Below are 15,928 nucleotides of genomic sequence, written 5' to 3'. Positions count from 1 at the left end.
GCTTCCCTATGGGACGGGGGAGACGGCACATCGGATACGGTGAAAATCAGGCACCGGAGGAGAGCATGGCCGGAATATTGATTTATGAATCGTATCAAATTCTATACACCGAACGGGTTGCCGCGAAATTATGAATTTCGGGAATCCAATGGGGTGGATATGGAAATTTTTAATAGATATGCTGCGAGAAGGATGTGAAGATATGAGTTTACGGAAGGTGGCGGTCGTGACGCCGGGGTCTTTTGTCATTCCATCAGGAAGGAGCAGTTCCGTGGAGCGGGTCGTCGAACAGATCATTCCTTTAGCTCAAGAGGCGATGGACGTCCGAATCTATGGTGTGGTGGGCAAAGGACTGCCTGTTAAAGACACGATTGGAGGAGTGCCGTGCTACCGCCTGCCGGCCGGTGCCAGCTACTATTCCTCCCTGCTGCGAAGACTTCAGAAGTGGAGACCCGACATCATTGAAGTGCACAATCGTCCGCTTCTGGCCCAGCGTCTGAAGATGCATCTTCCGGATATCAAAATCGTGCTGAATCTTCATTCGAATACCTTCATCTCCCCGCCTTATATAAGCCGGCAGCGATTTGGGAGCATCGCCCGCTGGATGGACGGAATTGTCGTCAACAGCCGGTTTTTGCTGGAGGAAATAACCTCGCTATACCCATGGCTCCATGAGAAAATGACGATCAATCATCTCGGTGTCCGCCTCGAGCATTTCACTCCGCCGTTCAGTCCGGCGGCCAAAGCGCTGAAAGAAGGGAGGCTGGCGCACTTTGGCTGGAGCGGACGTCGTATTGTTATGTTTGCCGGACGGCTCATTCCGGACAAAGGCGTTCACCATCTCATCGCAGCATTGCCCCAATTGGTCGAAAGACATCCGAATGTCCTGCTTCTTATTGTCGGAAGCGCGGCTTATGGATCCGACCGGGAAACCGCTTATGTCCGGGAGCTGAAGCAAGCGGCAAGGCCATATCAGAAGTGGGTGCATTTTCGCCCCTTTGTTCCGTATCCGGCTATCGCGGACTGGTACTCGCTGGCGGATGTCGTTGTCGTCCCGTCCGCTCCAAGGGAGGCGTTCGGACTCGTGAACGTAGAAGCGATGGCAGCCGGTGTGCCGGTCATTGCCGCAAGTGCAGGAGGTATACCGGAAATCGTTGAAAACGGCGTTACGGGATATTTGGTCAAAGGGGATGAGCTGCAGACCGGACTCGTTGAACAGATTGACCGTCTGCTGAAGAACGAGGAGCTGCGCATTCGGCTCGGGATGGCTGGCCGTGAAGCGGTCCGCCAGCGCTTTAGATGGGACCATACCGCGGAGCGCTGGGTGCGGCTGATGCAGACGATCTGAGTCCGACCATCTGAAACAAACGGGACAAAAGAAATACGCAATCTTAACGGTTTATATTTATACGATCTACAATCGATCATGGATGCCTGCCCTTTTTACGGAATCCTCATAATCGGGCCGGCTCGGAATGGATACTAGTACACCGGCTGCAAGTAAGCCGGGGTGCTCTAGCTTATAGCCCGGGAAATAACATGTCTGCATGCAAAACCCGGGTGCAGTGGCAGGAGCCCTCCTTCCCGAATAGGATGAATGTAACGATTAGAGCAGAGGAGAGAGCCGACAGTGAACAAAGCCAGAAGGATTACGAGAGGGAGAGGGATACGCCCTTGCCGGCGATATTCCGGACGTCTCCGGACATCCGCCTTCAGGGGAAAAACAACGGCCGGAGCCGATCGGGAAGACGGCGACTCGGAGTATGCTTTGGCCGAGGATACGATCAGCGCTTCCCATCTTAAGCATCGGAGTGTGCGAAGCGAAGCCATCGAAGATTATTCCGTGTACAGCATTCATCTGTCTCCTGAATCGATTACATCCTCCAAGATCGCGTTAAACTCCGTGGAATTAGAGCATCTGAATTTTAATCCTGTGCAGGGAGCGGCGGAACGGCCGGTGATGCAGCAGTTCGGTCAAATACCGTTCATATTCCCGGAAGGCGCCACGGAAATGGATGTATCCGTAACACTGCAGGCCTTTTACCCGGATGGAAATTATGTGATGGTCGTTTCATGCAATGACCCGGCATTCCAGGCGGGCGTTCGCGCAAAAAATGAACTGCAGGCGGTTGTAGGAATTACAAGACCCCAAGACAGCCTCGCAGGTGAAGGGTGGCTGTCCTGGATTGCCATCGGCTTGAAGTAGGCAGAGCATAACGGTCAGCAGGGCTGGAGGCGACTCCAGCCCTTTTGTATGCATCCAGGATTCACGAGGTAAGTCAAGCAGAGATGACTGTACATATGCCGTTACGGTGCCGGATGTCTTACATACAATAGCATAGATTGCCGAGGAGAAAAGAGACCCCTTTGCGGAGGAGGAATACGATCATGCGTCACGTGCAGCGGTTAAGACCAAGAAGATCAAGGGTCCGGCGCCCTTCCGCGCCGCAGGTCCCGGAGACGGCGCCGATAGGGCTGACCTACCGTTTCTTTGAACCGCTGATCCCCAAGCAGAACCATCCGGAACCGTTGGTATCGGTCATTATCCCGGCTATGAATGAAGCCGGCAAGATTGCCGCCGTGATCGCCGAAGCGAGGGCCGTCCATCCGGCAACGGAGGTTATCGTTGTCGCGAATGGTTGCAGGGACCATACGGAAATGGCAGCGGAGCGTATGGGAGCGAAGGTTTTGGCTTTTGCCGACCCGCTGGGCAACGATGTGGGAAGAAGCGTGGGCGCACAGGCGGCCAAGGGCCAAATCTTACTGTTTACGGATAGCGATATGGTGATTCCTTCTAGCGAATTGAAGCCATTTGTGCATGCGGTGCAATCCGGAGTCGATGTGGCGTTAAACGATTATACGGGTCCTACTGACCGATCGCTGGTGCACCGGGTCATTCTTGCGAAGTATACATTAAATTCCATGCTGGGCAGGCCCGATCTGCGGGGAGCATCCATGACCGCTGTTCCGCATGCCATAAGCCGACGTGCCCTGCAGACGATCGGAGCCGAGATCCTGTCCGTGCCGCCGAAGGCCCAGGCTGCGGCGGTGTGCAGGGAATTGCGCGTCGAGGCAGTGCATCGGGTAGAGGTCGGCCGATTGAACCCGGGTCGGGCTGCCGGAGGAGATCCGCTCGAGAAGCTTGTGCTGGGCGATCATCTGGAGGCATTGGCTGCATTGGTGGCGGAGCGCGGTGTGCGCGGAGGATTTCATGATGGAGAACGAAGACGGAGCATGGTGAGGTGACGAGTGTGAAAAGGCACGGCCCCAAAGCATCAGCGCTAATCCGCCGGCGCAGCCGGAGGCGTCCGGGAAGAAGCTTAGTACGGAACGCAGGCTTACGTTTCCTGCGGAACGGCAGGTGGGGGAGGATGGCAGTGACGGCCGGCCGCTTGGCGGGAAGAAGGGGAGGCGCCGCAGCCGCCGCGTTCGGGCAGTGGCTGGCATCGGCCGCATTGCCTGCCGGACAGCTGTTTCGCCTGCTGCCCGGCGTTGCGGAATCCTTCCGCCGCGGCTTCGTCCGAAGCTCCGGCAGCCAGATTCCCTCCCCTCTAATGCCGCCTCTGGCAGGACGTCCTTCGGTGGTTGTATCCGCCTGCAACGAGGCGAGTTCGCTGCCGGCGGTATTGCGGGAGCTCAAGCGGCTTCCCTTCCATGAAATCATTGTGGTGGTGAACGGAAGCCAAGACGGCAGCTTTGCTGCAGCGCGTTCCTTCGACGGTGTGATCGTCGTTCATATCGCCGAGCGGCTTGGGCATGATGTGGCGCGTGGAATCGGAGCGAAGCTGAGTACGGGAGATTTCGTTTTGTTTATAGATGGAGATATGCCGGTGTCCGCTCATTTACTCTCCGCCTTTTTGGTGGCGGCAGATCGGGGCGTGGACGTGGCACTCAATGATATTATGCCTCTCTTGCCTGCGTTTGACCGGCAGGATGAGGTCACCCGCTGCAAGACCTTTCTTAACCGGATGATGGGACGTGATGATCTGGAGGCGAATTCGATGACCGCTGTCCCCCATGCCCTGTCAAGAAGGGCGATCGAGATGATCGGATACGATAATCTTGCCGTACCGCCGAAAGCGCAGACGCTTGCCATCCGGGCAGGGCTTCGAATCCAGGCGGTTCAAACGGTAGATGTGCTCAGCGTCAACCGTAGACGAACGATGAACCGAGGCAGGGATAATCCGGTAGCCCGGCTGATCATTGGGGATCATATCGAGGCCCTGATGGAAGCCATGAAGAGTGCCGGCACCCGCCTGCAATGGGGACAGGTGTCCCGGGACGAATTCGCAATACGGAGGAACGGCATATGAGCGGACTGACGAGCATTATTATTCCAACGTATAACGGGCTTCATCTTCTTCGGACATGTGTGGAGCATATCCGCGCTTATACCAACGTGCCCTACGAAATAATCGTGGTGGATAACGGTTCCCGTGACGGCACAGCTGCATATTGTATTCGTGAGAAGCTGCTGCTTGTATCCCTGCCGGATAACGCCGGGTTTCCCATCGCCTGCAATCGCGGTTTGCGGATCGCCTCCGGCGACAATTTGCTCTTGCTGAATAACGATTGCTTTGCCTCGCCGCGCTGGCTGTCCTATATGCTGGATGCGCTGTACAGCAGGGAGGACATCGGGATTGTGGGACCAGTAACGAATTACGCCAGCGGCATCCAACAGGTGAAGGTCGGATACAGCGATTTAGCGGGCTTTATTCGTGAGGCCGAGTCCTGGAATGTGCCGGACCCCGCAAAGTGGAAGGAAGTCCACCGCATCGTCGGGTTATGTTACTTGTTTAAACGTACGGTGATGGAGCGTATCGGCCTGTTGGATGAGATGTATTCCCCGGGACATTACGAGGATGATGATTACTGCTACCGTGCTCGCCTGGCTGGCTTCAAGCTGCTGGTAGCCGGTAATGTGCTGGTCCATCATGAAGGAAGCGCGAGCTTCCGAAACCGGTACCCCGGAGGGTTCCAAGAGTTGGTGGAGCGGAACCGCAAGCGGTTTGTAGATAAATGGAAAGTGGATCCGTTACAGTTCATCGAGGAGAGAGGTGACGCATCATGAAGGGGGTATTGCTGGCGGGAGGAAACGGAACCCGTCTTCTTCCGTTAACGAAATATATGAATAAGCACCTGCTTCCGGTAGGCAGGCATCCGATGATCGCATACGGCATTCACAAGCTCCATCAAGCCGGTATCGAGGATATCATGCTGATTACCGGCTCCAAATCGGTTGGATTATATGCAGAGTATTTGGAGAACGGCCGGGATTTTGGCGTGAACCTGACCTACCGAGTCCAGGAGCAGGCTGGCGGGATTGCGGAAGCACTGGAGCTGGCGCGAGGTTATATCCTGCCTGGGGAAAAGTTTGTCGTTCTGCTGGGCGATAATCTGTTTCAAGATGAGTTGAAGCCGTTCATCCAGAAATATATGGGGCAGCCGCCGGGCACGGCGATGGTGCTGCTTAGCCCGACGGATCGCCCGCATAGATATGGCGTGCCCGTATTTGCCGAGGACGGGAGCGGAAAGCTGCTCTTCATCGAGGAGAAACCGATTAATCCCCGCAGCCGCCAAGCGGTGACCGGAATCTATATGTATGATGATGCGGTGTTTGACATCATTCGCCGGATCCATCCTTCGGAGAGAGGCGAATTGGAGATCACGGATGTCAACAACCTGTACGCAGCAGACGGCAAGCTGATGTATGACATCCTGCAGCAGTGGTGGTGTGATGCCGGCACCTTTGAGTCATTACAGGAGGCGGCGGCTCATATGAAGGATGTTCTGCCATGAACAGACGCCGAACTGCACGCATAGCATTCCACCCTGTGGAGGAGAGAGGGGCGGCTTCCGGCGATTACCGCGCCGGTTATCAGGCGGGATATGCACTAGGGTATCAGCTCGGCCGGGAAGACAGCGGAACGGTATTCGAGGGACCGAGCATCATTATTCCCGCCCGTCCCCACGACGATGCGGTGATCCGCATCATCCAGCAAATCGAGGCGGCAACGCCCCACCCTTACGAGGTGCTTATTGCAGATGCCGGTGCGTCGGTTGCCAGCAGGCGGTATTTTCACGACCGAAGCGGAGCGCTCCGGCATATTAAAGGCAGTCAGGGGGAGAACCTGGTTCAAGTGGTCAATCGGGCGATGAAGGTATCGCTCGGCGAGTACATTGCCGTGTTGACCGATTCTGCCCCCGTCTGCGACAACTGGATCGGTGAAATGCTCTTTGAGCTTGAGCATCATCCGGAAGCGAAGGTCGTATGTGCTGCATCCCGAGCCTTGAGTCCCCCGTTTGACCAGGCTCAAGAGCAGTCCGCATTTCTAGAGGAACAGACGGTTAGGGACAGGATCGGCTGCGTGCTGTTCCGGAGGAAGCTGCCGGCCGAAATCGGATGGTGGGACGCGGGCACAATGACGGTGGAGGAGCATCTGCAGAAGTGGCTTGATCGGCTAGAAAAGACGCAGCGCATCTTCCGATCCGATATTTTCAATGAGAACAAAACGGCCGCTACGTGATTCCGGCGGCTTTTTTGTGTTCCGGCAAGCTGTAGCACGTGCCCGAAAAGGATGAGGGGGATGAAGGGGTCTGGCACAGGGAATCTCTTCTCCGCATATGCTGGAGGGTAGATGAGAGTGAAGGAGTGTACTGACATGGAAAGCCGGATCGATGATATGCTTGCGCATCTCTCGCATTCTCAGCAGCAGTTGGCTCGGATTCTGGAGGCGCAGCGCCATTCTGCTGTTCGCATGGCTCAAATTATACATGCATTGCCTGAATATGAATTTCGAGTGGCCGATGGAGCGCGGTCTTCCGGCGGTCAGGCGGAGCAAATCAACCGCAGCATCGTAGCCTACCTGAACGCGATGGCTGATTTGCAGCAGACTGCAGCGGATAACCTGGAGATCGTGCTGAAAGAGCTTCGTGAGCAAGAGGAAGAATAACCGGTCCTATACCGGATGACAAGGGCGGGAAAATAAAGTGAGCAAAGAAGAGTCTTTGATGCGTATGCTGGATGCAGCTGTCGCTATTCAGCGGGAGACCTCTTTGATACTGGAGGGGAAGGCCGTTGAAGCGGAAAAAGTCCGTGAATGGGTCGTTTCGCAGGAGCCCTCTGCCATGAATGGCTTGAAGGAAACCCTGACCATTCACGAGCAAATCGTGGAGCAGATTGAGGGGCTGACACGGATCGGATCCGGACTATGCCGGAATTTGCGGATCGCCATCGGTACGGAGGAGCGGAGTGCCGGCGGAGGGTTTGATGAATTTGAATTTGGAGATTCCGATTAATGAATACGCGCACTCACCGTGAACATGCGGCGAGGGTTGCGATTGTCTCGTCGATTGCGAGAAGCCAGGAGGCCCTTGCCGGTATATTGGAGAGCATTGCCGATATTTCTGCCCATTCCGATCTGACTGCGCGAACGCTAGCGGAGAATATCAGGCTTCTGACCGCCTACCAATCGGTGATGACAGAGATGCTGACCGGCATATCGCTGAACCGGACGAAGACGGGAAATCCGACGTCGCCCTGGCTTGCGGACGGATGCTCGGCAAGCCCGAATGAGAACATCGCAAGAATGAATTGAAGCGGGACAGGAGGCTATTGAAATGAAAATAAAGATTTCCGCCGTGCGAAAGAGAGGGAGAATTCGGCCGGCCGGCAGCAGAAGGTCATTTCCCGGCATGCATCGTCTGAAGGTGGTTCAAGGCCCAAGGCGCCGTCGCCGGGCCAAATCCGGACTATCCAGACGCCGGGGAGCTCGTGGAGGCTACCGTTTGAGAAGGGTAGGACGTGTATTTCCGGCTTCTTCCCAAGCCTATAATCAAGGCTACAGCCAAGCCTATGATGAAGGCTTCAAAGCCGGATTCGCGAAAGGCTATGAAGACGGTCTGGCAGCCCCTCCTCCAATCTCATGAAGGAGCTGCTCCAAGCGGTTCTCATGGAACATACCCATCCATGAGAACCGCTTTTTGGTTGGGACAAGCTTGATGCATTACGGGCATGCGCCAATTTCTTGGCATTAGTGGACAATCGTCCATGATGCATCCGTCCTCCCGGCATATAGTTATATGAACCTGAGCAAATCTCACAAAAGACAGGGTGAAAAGCCGTGAGTTTAGCGATGCGTAAAGGTCAGAAGGAAGGCTATCAGGCCGGCTATAACGAAGGCTACCGCGTTGGAGGATATCGCGCGCTTATAGAGCGCATTCCGCCTGCGGCGCCGCCATTTTTCGATGCAAGAATTTTGTATATTCCCCAAGGGTTTGAATCGATTGACGAAGGGATCACGAAGGCGCTTGGCGGCATGGTCCGTGAATGCATCGTCGGGCGCCCCGAAACCTTGCTGGAGACGACGCTGTCGGTAAAACCGGACTTGATTCTGGTCATGAACGGCCTGCATGTATTTCCGGAGCATTTCCGTGAATCGTTGGACCAAGTGCGTCAGCAGGGCTTTCGAACAGCGATCTGGTTCGTGGATGACCCCTACTTCACGGATGAAACGCCCGAACTGTCCCGGCACTTTGACGTCGTGTTCACGCATGAGCTCAGCTGCGTTCAACTGTATCAAAGCGTTGGAGCGCAGGAGGTGCATTATATGCCGCTCGCCGTTCACCCGGAGCTGTTTGCCCCGACCATGGCAGGACCCGCCTATCAGTCGGATATTTGCTTTATCGGCAACGCCTTCCGCAACCGCGCCGCCTTATTCGATGAGCTGGCTCCGTTTTTGGCCGGTAAGCGTGTGCGCATTATCGGCGGTTTTTGGGAGAGGCTGGCCCGTTACAAGGAGCTGTCGCCTTTTGTGTACAGCGGATTCATTCCGGCAGCCGAAACCGTTAAATTCTACAACGGGGCGAAGATCGTGATCAATCTGCACCGCCCAAGCGAAAGAGGGAGCGACAATCGCAACATTATGAATCTGCAAGGACGTTCGATCAACCCGCGGACGTTTGAAATCAATGCTTGCGGAACACTGCAGCTGACGGACATCCGCGAGGATTTAACCATGTACTATACACCCGGCGTCGACATTGAAACCTTCGGTTCTGTCGAGGAGCTGAAGCAGAAGATTTCCTATTATCTTGCCAACGAGGATCACCGCCGGAGCATAGCCATGCGTGCGGTTGCCTCTACGATGTCTAAGCATACCTATGCGCACAGGCTTCCCGAGCTGCTGGGAAAAATCCCGTTATGAACGGTCGCGTGTGTCGGAAAACACAAAAACGTTAGGAGTGAAGCGGATGCCCAGAATGTTTGCCGCAGGCCCGAAACGGGCTGCTGCCGATGCCTACGAGCAAGGGCGCAGCTCCGGCTTGCAACAGGGTTATATGGATGGATATTTCCGTGGAAAGTCGCAAGGAATCGTGAATCGGGTGTTGTACGCCCCTACGCTGCGGAATCTGCATGTATTATTTGTCAGCTCGGGTAAAGGCTTCCCGTACTCTCCGATCGATGAGGCGATTATTGCAACTCTGCATACGATGGTTTCGCAAGTGACCGTATCGGATGCGAAGCAGGATGTGGCGGCCGAGGCTAGCCGGACCCGACCGGACCTCGTGCTGGTGCTGGACGGGATGTATATGCCTGTGGAGCAGATGGACGCCATCCGGTCGATGGGGCTGCGGACCGCCGTTTGGATGACGGATGATCCGTACTACACGGATATATCGGTCGGCTGGATTCATCACTATGATTATATATTTACGCTGGAGCTGAACTGCGTAGCACATTATCAGAATTTGGGGTGTGCACAGGTTCACTATTTGCCGTTCGGCGCCTTCCCGCTCCATTACCGCCCCATCGCCATGCCGGCGGCAGCGAGCCGGGACATCGGATTCGTCGGCACGGCTTATCCGAAGCGGATCCGTTTTTTCGAGCCGATCATGGATCAGCTGATGCGGCATCGTACCTTCATCAGCGGCAACTGGTGGGAACGGCTCCCGGGTTACGCCAGATTCAGCAACCGGATCGAGGTCAATAAATGGATGGGCCCTGCGGAGACCGCAGACGTCTACAACAGCGCCAAAATCATCATTAACCTGCACCGGGCTGTCGATGACGATGATATCAATCAGAACAGTGGCCGAATTCCTGCCGCATCGCCGAATCCGCGCACGTTCGAGATCAACGCTTGCGGAACGCTGCAGCTAGTCGACGAGCGAGAGGACTTGGCGCGTTTTTATACGCCGGGCATCGAGATTGAGACGTACCGTTCGCAAAGTGAGCTGCTGGAGAAGATCGAATATTATCTTGCGAACGATCAGCATCGAAAAGACATTGCGCACCGCGCGTTGGAGAGAACGTATGGGGAGCATACCTATGCGCACCGTCTGAATACGCTGCTCTCGGTCATCTTTCCTTAAGGGCATGAAGCCATAAATAGTTGAATGCTGGAGGAACAAGTGTCGTTACGGTATCTTTGTCTCTCTAATATATTGTACCAACTGGGTGAAAAGGAGGTGGATCGCATCCGGTACTGCGCTCAAACCACGGTTACTGGAGATGCGGACAATGCCGATGGTCCTTAAACCGAAGATGTTGATATTCTCGCACGTTTGTAATCCGACAAGCATAACGGGAGCGGAAAAACTGCTCCTGTTCTTCTGCCAGCAAATCTCCCCTTATTTCGAATGCGTTCTGGTTGCCCCAAATGAAGGCAGGCTGACAACACTCGCCAGAGCGTCGGGGCATGATGTCAGAATCTACAAGGTCCCTCTGCTGCACAGTATATACACCCCTGGTCCGGGTCTGCTTGCCGAGGCTGACAGGCTGGTATCCACTTCGGTATTCCGCTCCTTCGTCCAGTGGATCGCTGGCGAGTCGCCGAGCGTCATCGTTACCAACACCTGCGTGCATTTGCTTCCGGCTGTTGCAGGGAAGAAGCTTGGTATCCCGGTTCTATGGCAGCTGACCGAGATGATTACGAATAACGGGTACGCCCACCTGTCGGCTAGTCTGATACACCAATACAGCAGCTGGATCATCAGTATCTCCGAATCCGTGGCCCAGTATTTTCCTGTGGATGTCAGGCAGTCCAAGATGACGATTCTTCCTCCGTCCTGGAACGATCTCGACATTCATCCCGAAATATGGCCCGCACTTAGGGAATCCTTTCGGAGCAGACTCGGCATCGGCCCGGACATTCCGGTTATCGGCATGATCTCCTCGTTTCTCATCGAAACGAAGGGCGTGCACCATTTTATTGACATGGCCCTCTCCCTTAAGGACACATTCGCTAAAGCGCTGTTTCTAATCGTAGGCAGTGTGATGGATCCAGGCTATGAGAAGCAATGCAGGGAACGCATCGAAGCTGCCGGCGCGCAAAGCCGGTTCATATTTTCCGGATCCAAGGAGGATATGGAGCAAGTGTACCCTGCACTGGATATTGTGGTAGTGCCGAGTTTGGTTCCGGAAGGATTTGGCCTTACGGCCCTTGAGGGACTGCTCTATGGGAAACCGGTCGTTGCCTATGCTGCCGGCGGGCTTGCGGAAATGCTTACGGCTGTAGGATGCCCGCAGATGCTGGCAGAACCTTCGAGCCCGGCCTCTTTAGCGGAAAAAGTGGCGGCCGTTTTGGAGCAATCCGATCACGGGGAGGCATTGGGGCAGCAAAACAGGGCACAGGTGGTGTCCGTCTATGGTCCTGAACTCTACAGAGCACGCGTCAACGGCATGGTTACTCGCTGGATGACGGAGCAGCCTTCATGGTTCCAAATTAATAAGGCGATCAACTTCCGGCATTTGCTGCCTTCATCACGTCATAAAAGCCGGGGACGGAACCGGAAGAAGAGAGGCTTCTCGTTTCCGCATCTACGCACTGCCCGAAAGAGCAGAAGATTTGAGCTTAGAAAAGCAAGACGCCGGGCGACAAAAATAAGAATACGCAGAACGTCCGTGAGGCGAAGAAAGGCATAGCACAACGAACTAGCAGAGCAAAGGACCAGACCAGACAGCTGCTGTCTCCGCTTAAAGCAGAAGAATGATCGTGCTGCGTCAATGATCGCCCTCGGATCTGTGATTAAGTTGGCAAGGGAGAATCCAATATGAAAGTCATGACGATCTTGGGTACAAGGCCTGAAATTATTCGGCTAAGCTTGATCATTCCTCTTCTGGATCGGTATGCGAAGCGGCATGTGCTTGTTCATACGGGGCAAAACTTCACGGAAACGCTAAGCGGAATATTTTTTTCGGAGATGGGTCTCCGTGCCCCGGATTATGTGCTTCAGGATCGGCAGGCCACTTTGGGTGGACAGCTATCCGTCATGTTTAGCCGCATCGAGGAAATTTTGCAGAAGGAGCAGCCGGACACTGTACTGCTCCTTGGCGATACGAACAGTGCGTTATGCGCCATACTGGCCGAGCGGTTGGGATATCCCGTCGTGCATATGGAGGCGGGGAATCGCTGTTTTGACCTGGAGGTGCCCGAGGAGAAGAACCGCCGAATCATCGACGCGGTTTCCACCATCAATATGCCATATACAAGCTACAGCAAAAATCATCTGCTCCGGGAAGGATTTCCCAGTCAGCGCATTGTCCTAACCGGTAATCCGATCTATGAAGTTTTGAAGCATTATGATGCCAAGGTCAGTGAAAGCATGATTATGGAAAAGCTGTCCTTAACCAGCCGGCAGTACTTTCTGGTAACGATTCACCGGTCGGAAAATGTCGATCGGCCTGAGCATTTGAGAGAAATCTTCAGAGGGCTGAATGCCGTCGCGGAAAGCTTCGGCCACCGTTTGATCACCAGCCTGCATCCTCGGACGGCTTCGCGTTTGCAAGAGGTGGCGGACGTTCCGCTTCATCCGCTAATCGAATTTCATGAGCCGTTCGGCTTTTTTGATTTTGTAAGGCTGGAGAAAGAGGCACTATGCGCTATTACGGACAGCGGTACCGTACAAGAAGAATGCTGCATTATGCATGTGCCCACGGTAACGGTTCGACGGACGACGGAGCGGCCCGAAACGGTGGACTGCGGCAGCAATATCGTTTCCGGCCTTGATGCCGAGCGAATTCACGGGGCGGTTAAGCTCATGACGCAGCTGAGCCGTGACTGGAAGTGCCCGAAGGGCTATCTGGCGGACAATGTGTCGCATACCGTCGTAAAATTTGTGCTTGGGGGGAAAATGAATGTTCACTAATCAACGGATTTTGGTGACCGGCGGCACAGGCTCTTGGGGACATGAATTGATCAGCCAGCTGCTGCCGATGGATCCGAAGCAGGTTATCGTTTATTCCAGAAGCGAGGCGACGCAGGTAGCGATGGACCGTGAGTTCGAGGATCCGCGGTTGACGTTCCGGATCGGAGATATTCGCGATAAGGAGGCGCTTACCGCGGCTTGTCAGGGCGTCGATTACGTATTTCATCTGGCGGCGCTGAAGCATGTTCCCGTGTGCGAGGAGCATCCCTACGAGGCGCTGAAGACCAATGTGGTCGGCACGCAGCATGTGATCGAGGCCGCCATTGAGAACAATGTGAAAAAGGTCATTTATATATCGACCGACAAGGCGGCCAACCCGTCCAATTTCTACGGCATGACCAAAGCGATCGGCGAGAAGCTGATCGTCTACGCGAACCTGCTGAGCCCGACGACGAAGTTCGTCTGTGTCCGGGGCGGCAACGTGCTGGGAACCAACGGAAGCGTCGTGCATGTATTCAACAGCCAAATTAGGCAGAAGGGTCAGATCAGTATCACCGATAAAAATATGACGCGCTTTTTCCTTACGCTGAAGGATGCCATCTCCCTGCTGTTCAAAGCATCCGTTGAAAGCGTAGGCGGCGAAATCTTCGTGATGATGATGCCGACCTGCCGGATCGTCGATTTGGCGGACGTGCTGATCGAGGCATCCGGAAGAAGCGAGGTCAGCCTGGTTGAAACCGGCACACGGCCCGGCGAGAAAATCCATGAAATTCTGATGAGTGATTTCGAAAGCTTGACGACCGTCGTCTATGACGACGAGTACCTGGTTATTCTTCCGACCCTCGACATTCCGAATCTGAAAGAGCGGTATCAAGGCCTGCCGAAGGTATCGTTCAGCAGTTTCAGCTCCGAGCATAATTTAATGAATAAAGACGAAATTCGCGAGATCCTGCGGCGCGGAGGCTTCTTGTCATGAAAATGCTCATTCTCGGGGGAAACGGAATGGCTGGGCATATCCTTGTTCAGTACTTTCAGCAATCAGGCAAGCACCATGTCTTTTATACCACCCGAGACAGTTGCGATTCCAAAAGCCTGGTGCTGGATGTTACCGATATGAGCGCAGTGGAGCATGTCGTTCGGGCGGTAAGGCCGGATATTATCATTAACGCCGTCGGGGTCTTGAATCAACGGGCTGAGGATGACAAAATAAATGCATATCATATCAACGGCTTCCTGCCGCACCGTCTGCGTTATTTGGCGGACGCCATCTCGGCACGTCTTATCCACATCAGCACGGATTGTGTGTTTCTTGGGAACAAAGGAGGCTATCGGGAAGATGATCTTCCCGATGGAATCTCCGCCTACGCGCTTACGAAGGCGCTGGGTGAGGTGCGTGAGCCCGATCATTTAACGATACGGACTTCTATTATCGGTCCGGAGATCCGCCCGAGCGGAATCGGCTTGTTCAACTGGTTCATGAAGCAGCGGGGGGAGGTTACGGGATACCGTGCCGTCAAATGGAATGGAGTCACGACCCTGGAACTGGCGAAAGCCATCGATTTCTTCATGAATAAGGATGTCGGAGGATTGATACATCTCGGTCATCCCAATCCGGTTAGCAAATACGATTTGCTGCTGTTGTTCAAGGACATATGGGGAAAGCAAGACGTCGATGTTGTGCCGTCCGATGAGTTCGTTCAGGACCGTACGCTCCGGAATACACGGCTGGATGCCGTGTATCCGTTCCCCGACTATGTTCGCATGTTAAAGGAGATGTATGAATGGCAGCAGGCACATTAAATAAGAAAAAGCTTCTCATTACAGGAGCCTCCGGGTTTACCGGCCTTCATGCCTGTGCGTATTTTATCCGCCAGGGCTGTACGGTTATCGCTGCTGGACGGGATTTGACACGGCTTAAGGCCATCCCGGAAGTGCTTCCGCGGGAATGCCATTTGGAGGATCGGGAGCAAACCGAACGATTGGTGAAGGAGAGTCTTCCTGATTATGTTCTGCATTTGGCCGGAAAAAATTCAGCTTCCGAGTCGTGGGAGCATCCTGATCAATATATGGAGAGCAATGCGATGGCTCCCGTCTATTTGTTTGAGGCGCTGCGCCGCCATCGTCCGGATAGCGTCATCCTCATGGTGGGCTCGCGTCTCAGCATCGATCCGGCCAAAGGGCCGGCCGCCGTGCCGCATCCATATAGTCTCAGCAAAACCTTTGGCACATGGGCCGCTGCCGCCTGGCACAGTCTGTATAACCAGCCGATTATTTTAGCGGAGCCATCCAATCTAATCGGCCCGGGAGAATCCAGAGGCTTTTGCACGCTGCTGGCTCGCTATATCGCCGACTTCGAAGCCGGAAGACCGCGTCCGGTATTTAAAATAAGCTCGCGTCACGAATCCAGGGATTTCCTGGACGTGCGGGATGCGGTGTGTGCATACGGATATCTCTTAAGCCACGGTACGCCAGGCGTAACCTACCCGATCGAATCCGGAGAAAATCATACGCTCGAAGAGCTGACCCAGGCGCTGCTTGGTTTGACGCAGGAAGCGGTGCCTATCGATTGGGGCCCTGAATCGAGTCCTTTGTCGGCCGATTCACTTAATAAAGGAAGTGGTGATGGGCAAGGAGCCGCTCTTCTGAAGTCGCTAGGCTGGATGCCAAGGTATAGGCTGGCGGAATCGGTCGCCGATATTATGGAGTATGCGCGAAGCCGAGCCCGCTAAGTACGTAAGCTGATCCATATCAAATGCCGATGGAATTCCATCGGCATTTT

Annotated in this window: 18 protein-coding genes; all 18 read left to right on the top strand. The window is 54.6% G+C overall.

What is annotated here, in order from left to right; translation table 11 throughout:
* The first annotated feature begins 202 nt into the window (after window positions 1–202).
* The 18 genes from NSQ46_RS22770 to NSQ46_RS22685 all read left to right on the top strand — a co-directional run bounded on the left by NSQ46_RS22770 (window position 203) and on the right by NSQ46_RS22685 (window position 15,878).
* The gene (locus NSQ46_RS22770) at window positions 203–1,348 is read left to right on the top strand and encodes a glycosyltransferase family 4 protein (protein ID WP_007130804.1); all 1,146 of its coding nucleotides are present in this window, start codon (window positions 203–205) and stop codon (window positions 1,346–1,348) included.
* Window positions 1,349–1,630: 282 nt separating this feature from the next.
* A complete protein-coding gene (locus tag NSQ46_RS22765) occupies window positions 1,631–2,206 on the top strand; it encodes a WIAG-tail domain (protein ID WP_007130803.1) in 576 nt (191 codons plus the stop codon).
* Between the two features lie 182 nt (window positions 2,207–2,388).
* Window positions 2,389–3,246, top strand: a complete 858-nt coding sequence (locus tag NSQ46_RS22760) for a glycosyltransferase (protein WP_007130802.1) — start codon at window positions 2,389–2,391, stop codon at window positions 3,244–3,246.
* Window positions 3,247–3,371: 125 nt separating this feature from the next.
* Window positions 3,372–4,313 (top strand): glycosyltransferase family A protein, encoded by a 942-nt coding sequence (locus NSQ46_RS22755; RefSeq protein WP_342574777.1) that lies wholly within the window; start codon window positions 3,372–3,374, stop codon window positions 4,311–4,313.
* Complete coding sequence (locus NSQ46_RS22750) at window positions 4,310–5,071, top strand: glycosyltransferase family 2 protein (RefSeq protein ID WP_007130800.1); 762 nt, start codon at window positions 4,310–4,312, stop codon at window positions 5,069–5,071. Before NSQ46_RS22755 ends, NSQ46_RS22750 begins: the two co-directional genes overlap by 4 nt.
* A complete protein-coding gene (locus NSQ46_RS22745; protein ID WP_007130799.1) occupies window positions 5,068–5,799 on the top strand; it encodes a sugar phosphate nucleotidyltransferase in 732 nt (243 codons plus the stop codon). The genes NSQ46_RS22750 and NSQ46_RS22745 overlap by 4 nt, the downstream gene beginning before the upstream one ends.
* Entirely contained in the window at window positions 5,796–6,527 is a 732-nt protein-coding gene (locus tag NSQ46_RS22740; RefSeq protein ID WP_007130798.1) for a glycosyltransferase family A protein, read from the top strand. Before NSQ46_RS22745 ends, NSQ46_RS22740 begins: the two co-directional genes overlap by 4 nt.
* Window positions 6,528–6,662: 135 nt before the next feature.
* Entirely contained in the window at window positions 6,663–6,953 is a 291-nt protein-coding gene (locus NSQ46_RS22735; protein ID WP_007130797.1) for a hypothetical protein, read from the top strand.
* Between the two features lie 37 nt (window positions 6,954–6,990).
* Window positions 6,991–7,299 carry a hypothetical protein gene (locus NSQ46_RS22730; RefSeq protein WP_007130796.1) on the top strand — a complete coding sequence of 103 codons (309 nt, stop codon included), beginning with the start codon at window positions 6,991–6,993 and terminating at the stop codon, window positions 7,297–7,299.
* Entirely contained in the window at window positions 7,299–7,598 is a 300-nt protein-coding gene (locus NSQ46_RS22725) for a hypothetical protein (RefSeq protein WP_007130795.1), read from the top strand. Before NSQ46_RS22730 ends, NSQ46_RS22725 begins: the two co-directional genes overlap by 1 nt.
* A 22-nt stretch (window positions 7,599–7,620) precedes the next feature.
* Window positions 7,621–7,929, top strand: a complete 309-nt coding sequence (locus tag NSQ46_RS22720; protein WP_007130794.1) for a hypothetical protein — start codon at window positions 7,621–7,623, stop codon at window positions 7,927–7,929.
* 206 nt (window positions 7,930–8,135) lie between these two features.
* Window positions 8,136–9,206 (top strand): glycosyltransferase, encoded by a 1,071-nt coding sequence (locus NSQ46_RS22715; RefSeq protein WP_007130793.1) that lies wholly within the window; start codon window positions 8,136–8,138, stop codon window positions 9,204–9,206.
* A gap of 46 nt (window positions 9,207–9,252) precedes the next feature.
* Window positions 9,253–10,374, top strand: coding sequence for a glycosyltransferase (locus NSQ46_RS22710; protein WP_007130792.1), 1,122 nt, complete (start codon window positions 9,253–9,255; stop codon window positions 10,372–10,374).
* 148 nt (window positions 10,375–10,522) lie between these two features.
* Window positions 10,523–11,926: a glycosyltransferase family 4 protein gene (locus NSQ46_RS22705; protein WP_007130791.1), complete on the top strand. Its 1,404-nt coding sequence runs from the start codon at window positions 10,523–10,525 to the stop codon at window positions 11,924–11,926.
* Between the two features lie 128 nt (window positions 11,927–12,054).
* Window positions 12,055–13,149: a UDP-N-acetylglucosamine 2-epimerase (non-hydrolyzing) gene (gene wecB, locus NSQ46_RS22700; protein ID WP_342574769.1), complete on the top strand. Its 1,095-nt coding sequence runs from the start codon at window positions 12,055–12,057 to the stop codon at window positions 13,147–13,149.
* Window positions 13,139–14,125, top strand: coding sequence for a polysaccharide biosynthesis protein (locus NSQ46_RS22695; protein WP_007130789.1), 987 nt, complete (start codon window positions 13,139–13,141; stop codon window positions 14,123–14,125). The genes wecB and NSQ46_RS22695 overlap by 11 nt, the downstream gene beginning before the upstream one ends.
* Complete coding sequence (locus NSQ46_RS22690; RefSeq protein WP_007130788.1) at window positions 14,122–14,949, top strand: SDR family oxidoreductase; 828 nt, start codon at window positions 14,122–14,124, stop codon at window positions 14,947–14,949. The genes NSQ46_RS22695 and NSQ46_RS22690 overlap by 4 nt, the downstream gene beginning before the upstream one ends.
* Entirely contained in the window at window positions 14,931–15,878 is a 948-nt protein-coding gene (locus tag NSQ46_RS22685) for an NAD-dependent epimerase/dehydratase family protein (RefSeq protein WP_007130787.1), read from the top strand. The genes NSQ46_RS22690 and NSQ46_RS22685 overlap by 19 nt, the downstream gene beginning before the upstream one ends.
* Window positions 15,879–15,928 lie beyond the last annotated feature (50 nt).

The sequence above is a fragment of the Paenibacillus sp. FSL M8-0142 genome (assembly GCF_038597315.1).
Classification (GTDB): domain Bacteria; phylum Bacillota; class Bacilli; order Paenibacillales; family Paenibacillaceae; genus Paenibacillus_AQ; species Paenibacillus_AQ lactis.
Note: the sequence above shows the minus strand (reverse complement) of the source record. Positions and strands in the feature narration are given on the sequence as shown.

Coding starts and splice junctions, on each gene's coding strand:
- NSQ46_RS22720 (WP_007130794.1), top strand. CDS start 7,621: ATGAAAATAAAGATTTCCGCCGTGCGAAAGAGAGGGAGAATTCGGCCG.
- NSQ46_RS22725 (WP_007130795.1), top strand. CDS start 7,299: ATGAATACGCGCACTCACCGTGAACATGCGGCGAGGGTTGCGATTGTC.
- NSQ46_RS22690 (WP_007130788.1), top strand. CDS start 14,122: ATGAAAATGCTCATTCTCGGGGGAAACGGAATGGCTGGGCATATCCTT.
- NSQ46_RS22740 (WP_007130798.1), top strand. CDS start 5,796: ATGAACAGACGCCGAACTGCACGCATAGCATTCCACCCTGTGGAGGAG.
- NSQ46_RS22750 (WP_007130800.1), top strand. CDS start 4,310: ATGAGCGGACTGACGAGCATTATTATTCCAACGTATAACGGGCTTCAT.
- NSQ46_RS22715 (WP_007130793.1), top strand. CDS start 8,136: ATGCGTAAAGGTCAGAAGGAAGGCTATCAGGCCGGCTATAACGAAGGC.
- NSQ46_RS22685 (WP_007130787.1), top strand. CDS start 14,931: ATGGCAGCAGGCACATTAAATAAGAAAAAGCTTCTCATTACAGGAGCC.
- NSQ46_RS22695 (WP_007130789.1), top strand. CDS start 13,139: ATGTTCACTAATCAACGGATTTTGGTGACCGGCGGCACAGGCTCTTGG.
- NSQ46_RS22735 (WP_007130797.1), top strand. CDS start 6,663: ATGGAAAGCCGGATCGATGATATGCTTGCGCATCTCTCGCATTCTCAG.
- NSQ46_RS22755 (WP_342574777.1), top strand. CDS start 3,372: ATGGCAGTGACGGCCGGCCGCTTGGCGGGAAGAAGGGGAGGCGCCGCA.
- NSQ46_RS22760 (WP_007130802.1), top strand. CDS start 2,389: ATGCGTCACGTGCAGCGGTTAAGACCAAGAAGATCAAGGGTCCGGCGC.
- NSQ46_RS22745 (WP_007130799.1), top strand. CDS start 5,068: ATGAAGGGGGTATTGCTGGCGGGAGGAAACGGAACCCGTCTTCTTCCG.
- NSQ46_RS22705 (WP_007130791.1), top strand. CDS start 10,523: ATGCCGATGGTCCTTAAACCGAAGATGTTGATATTCTCGCACGTTTGT.
- NSQ46_RS22710 (WP_007130792.1), top strand. CDS start 9,253: ATGCCCAGAATGTTTGCCGCAGGCCCGAAACGGGCTGCTGCCGATGCC.
- NSQ46_RS22770 (WP_007130804.1), top strand. CDS start 203: ATGAGTTTACGGAAGGTGGCGGTCGTGACGCCGGGGTCTTTTGTCATT.
- wecB (WP_342574769.1), top strand. CDS start 12,055: ATGAAAGTCATGACGATCTTGGGTACAAGGCCTGAAATTATTCGGCTA.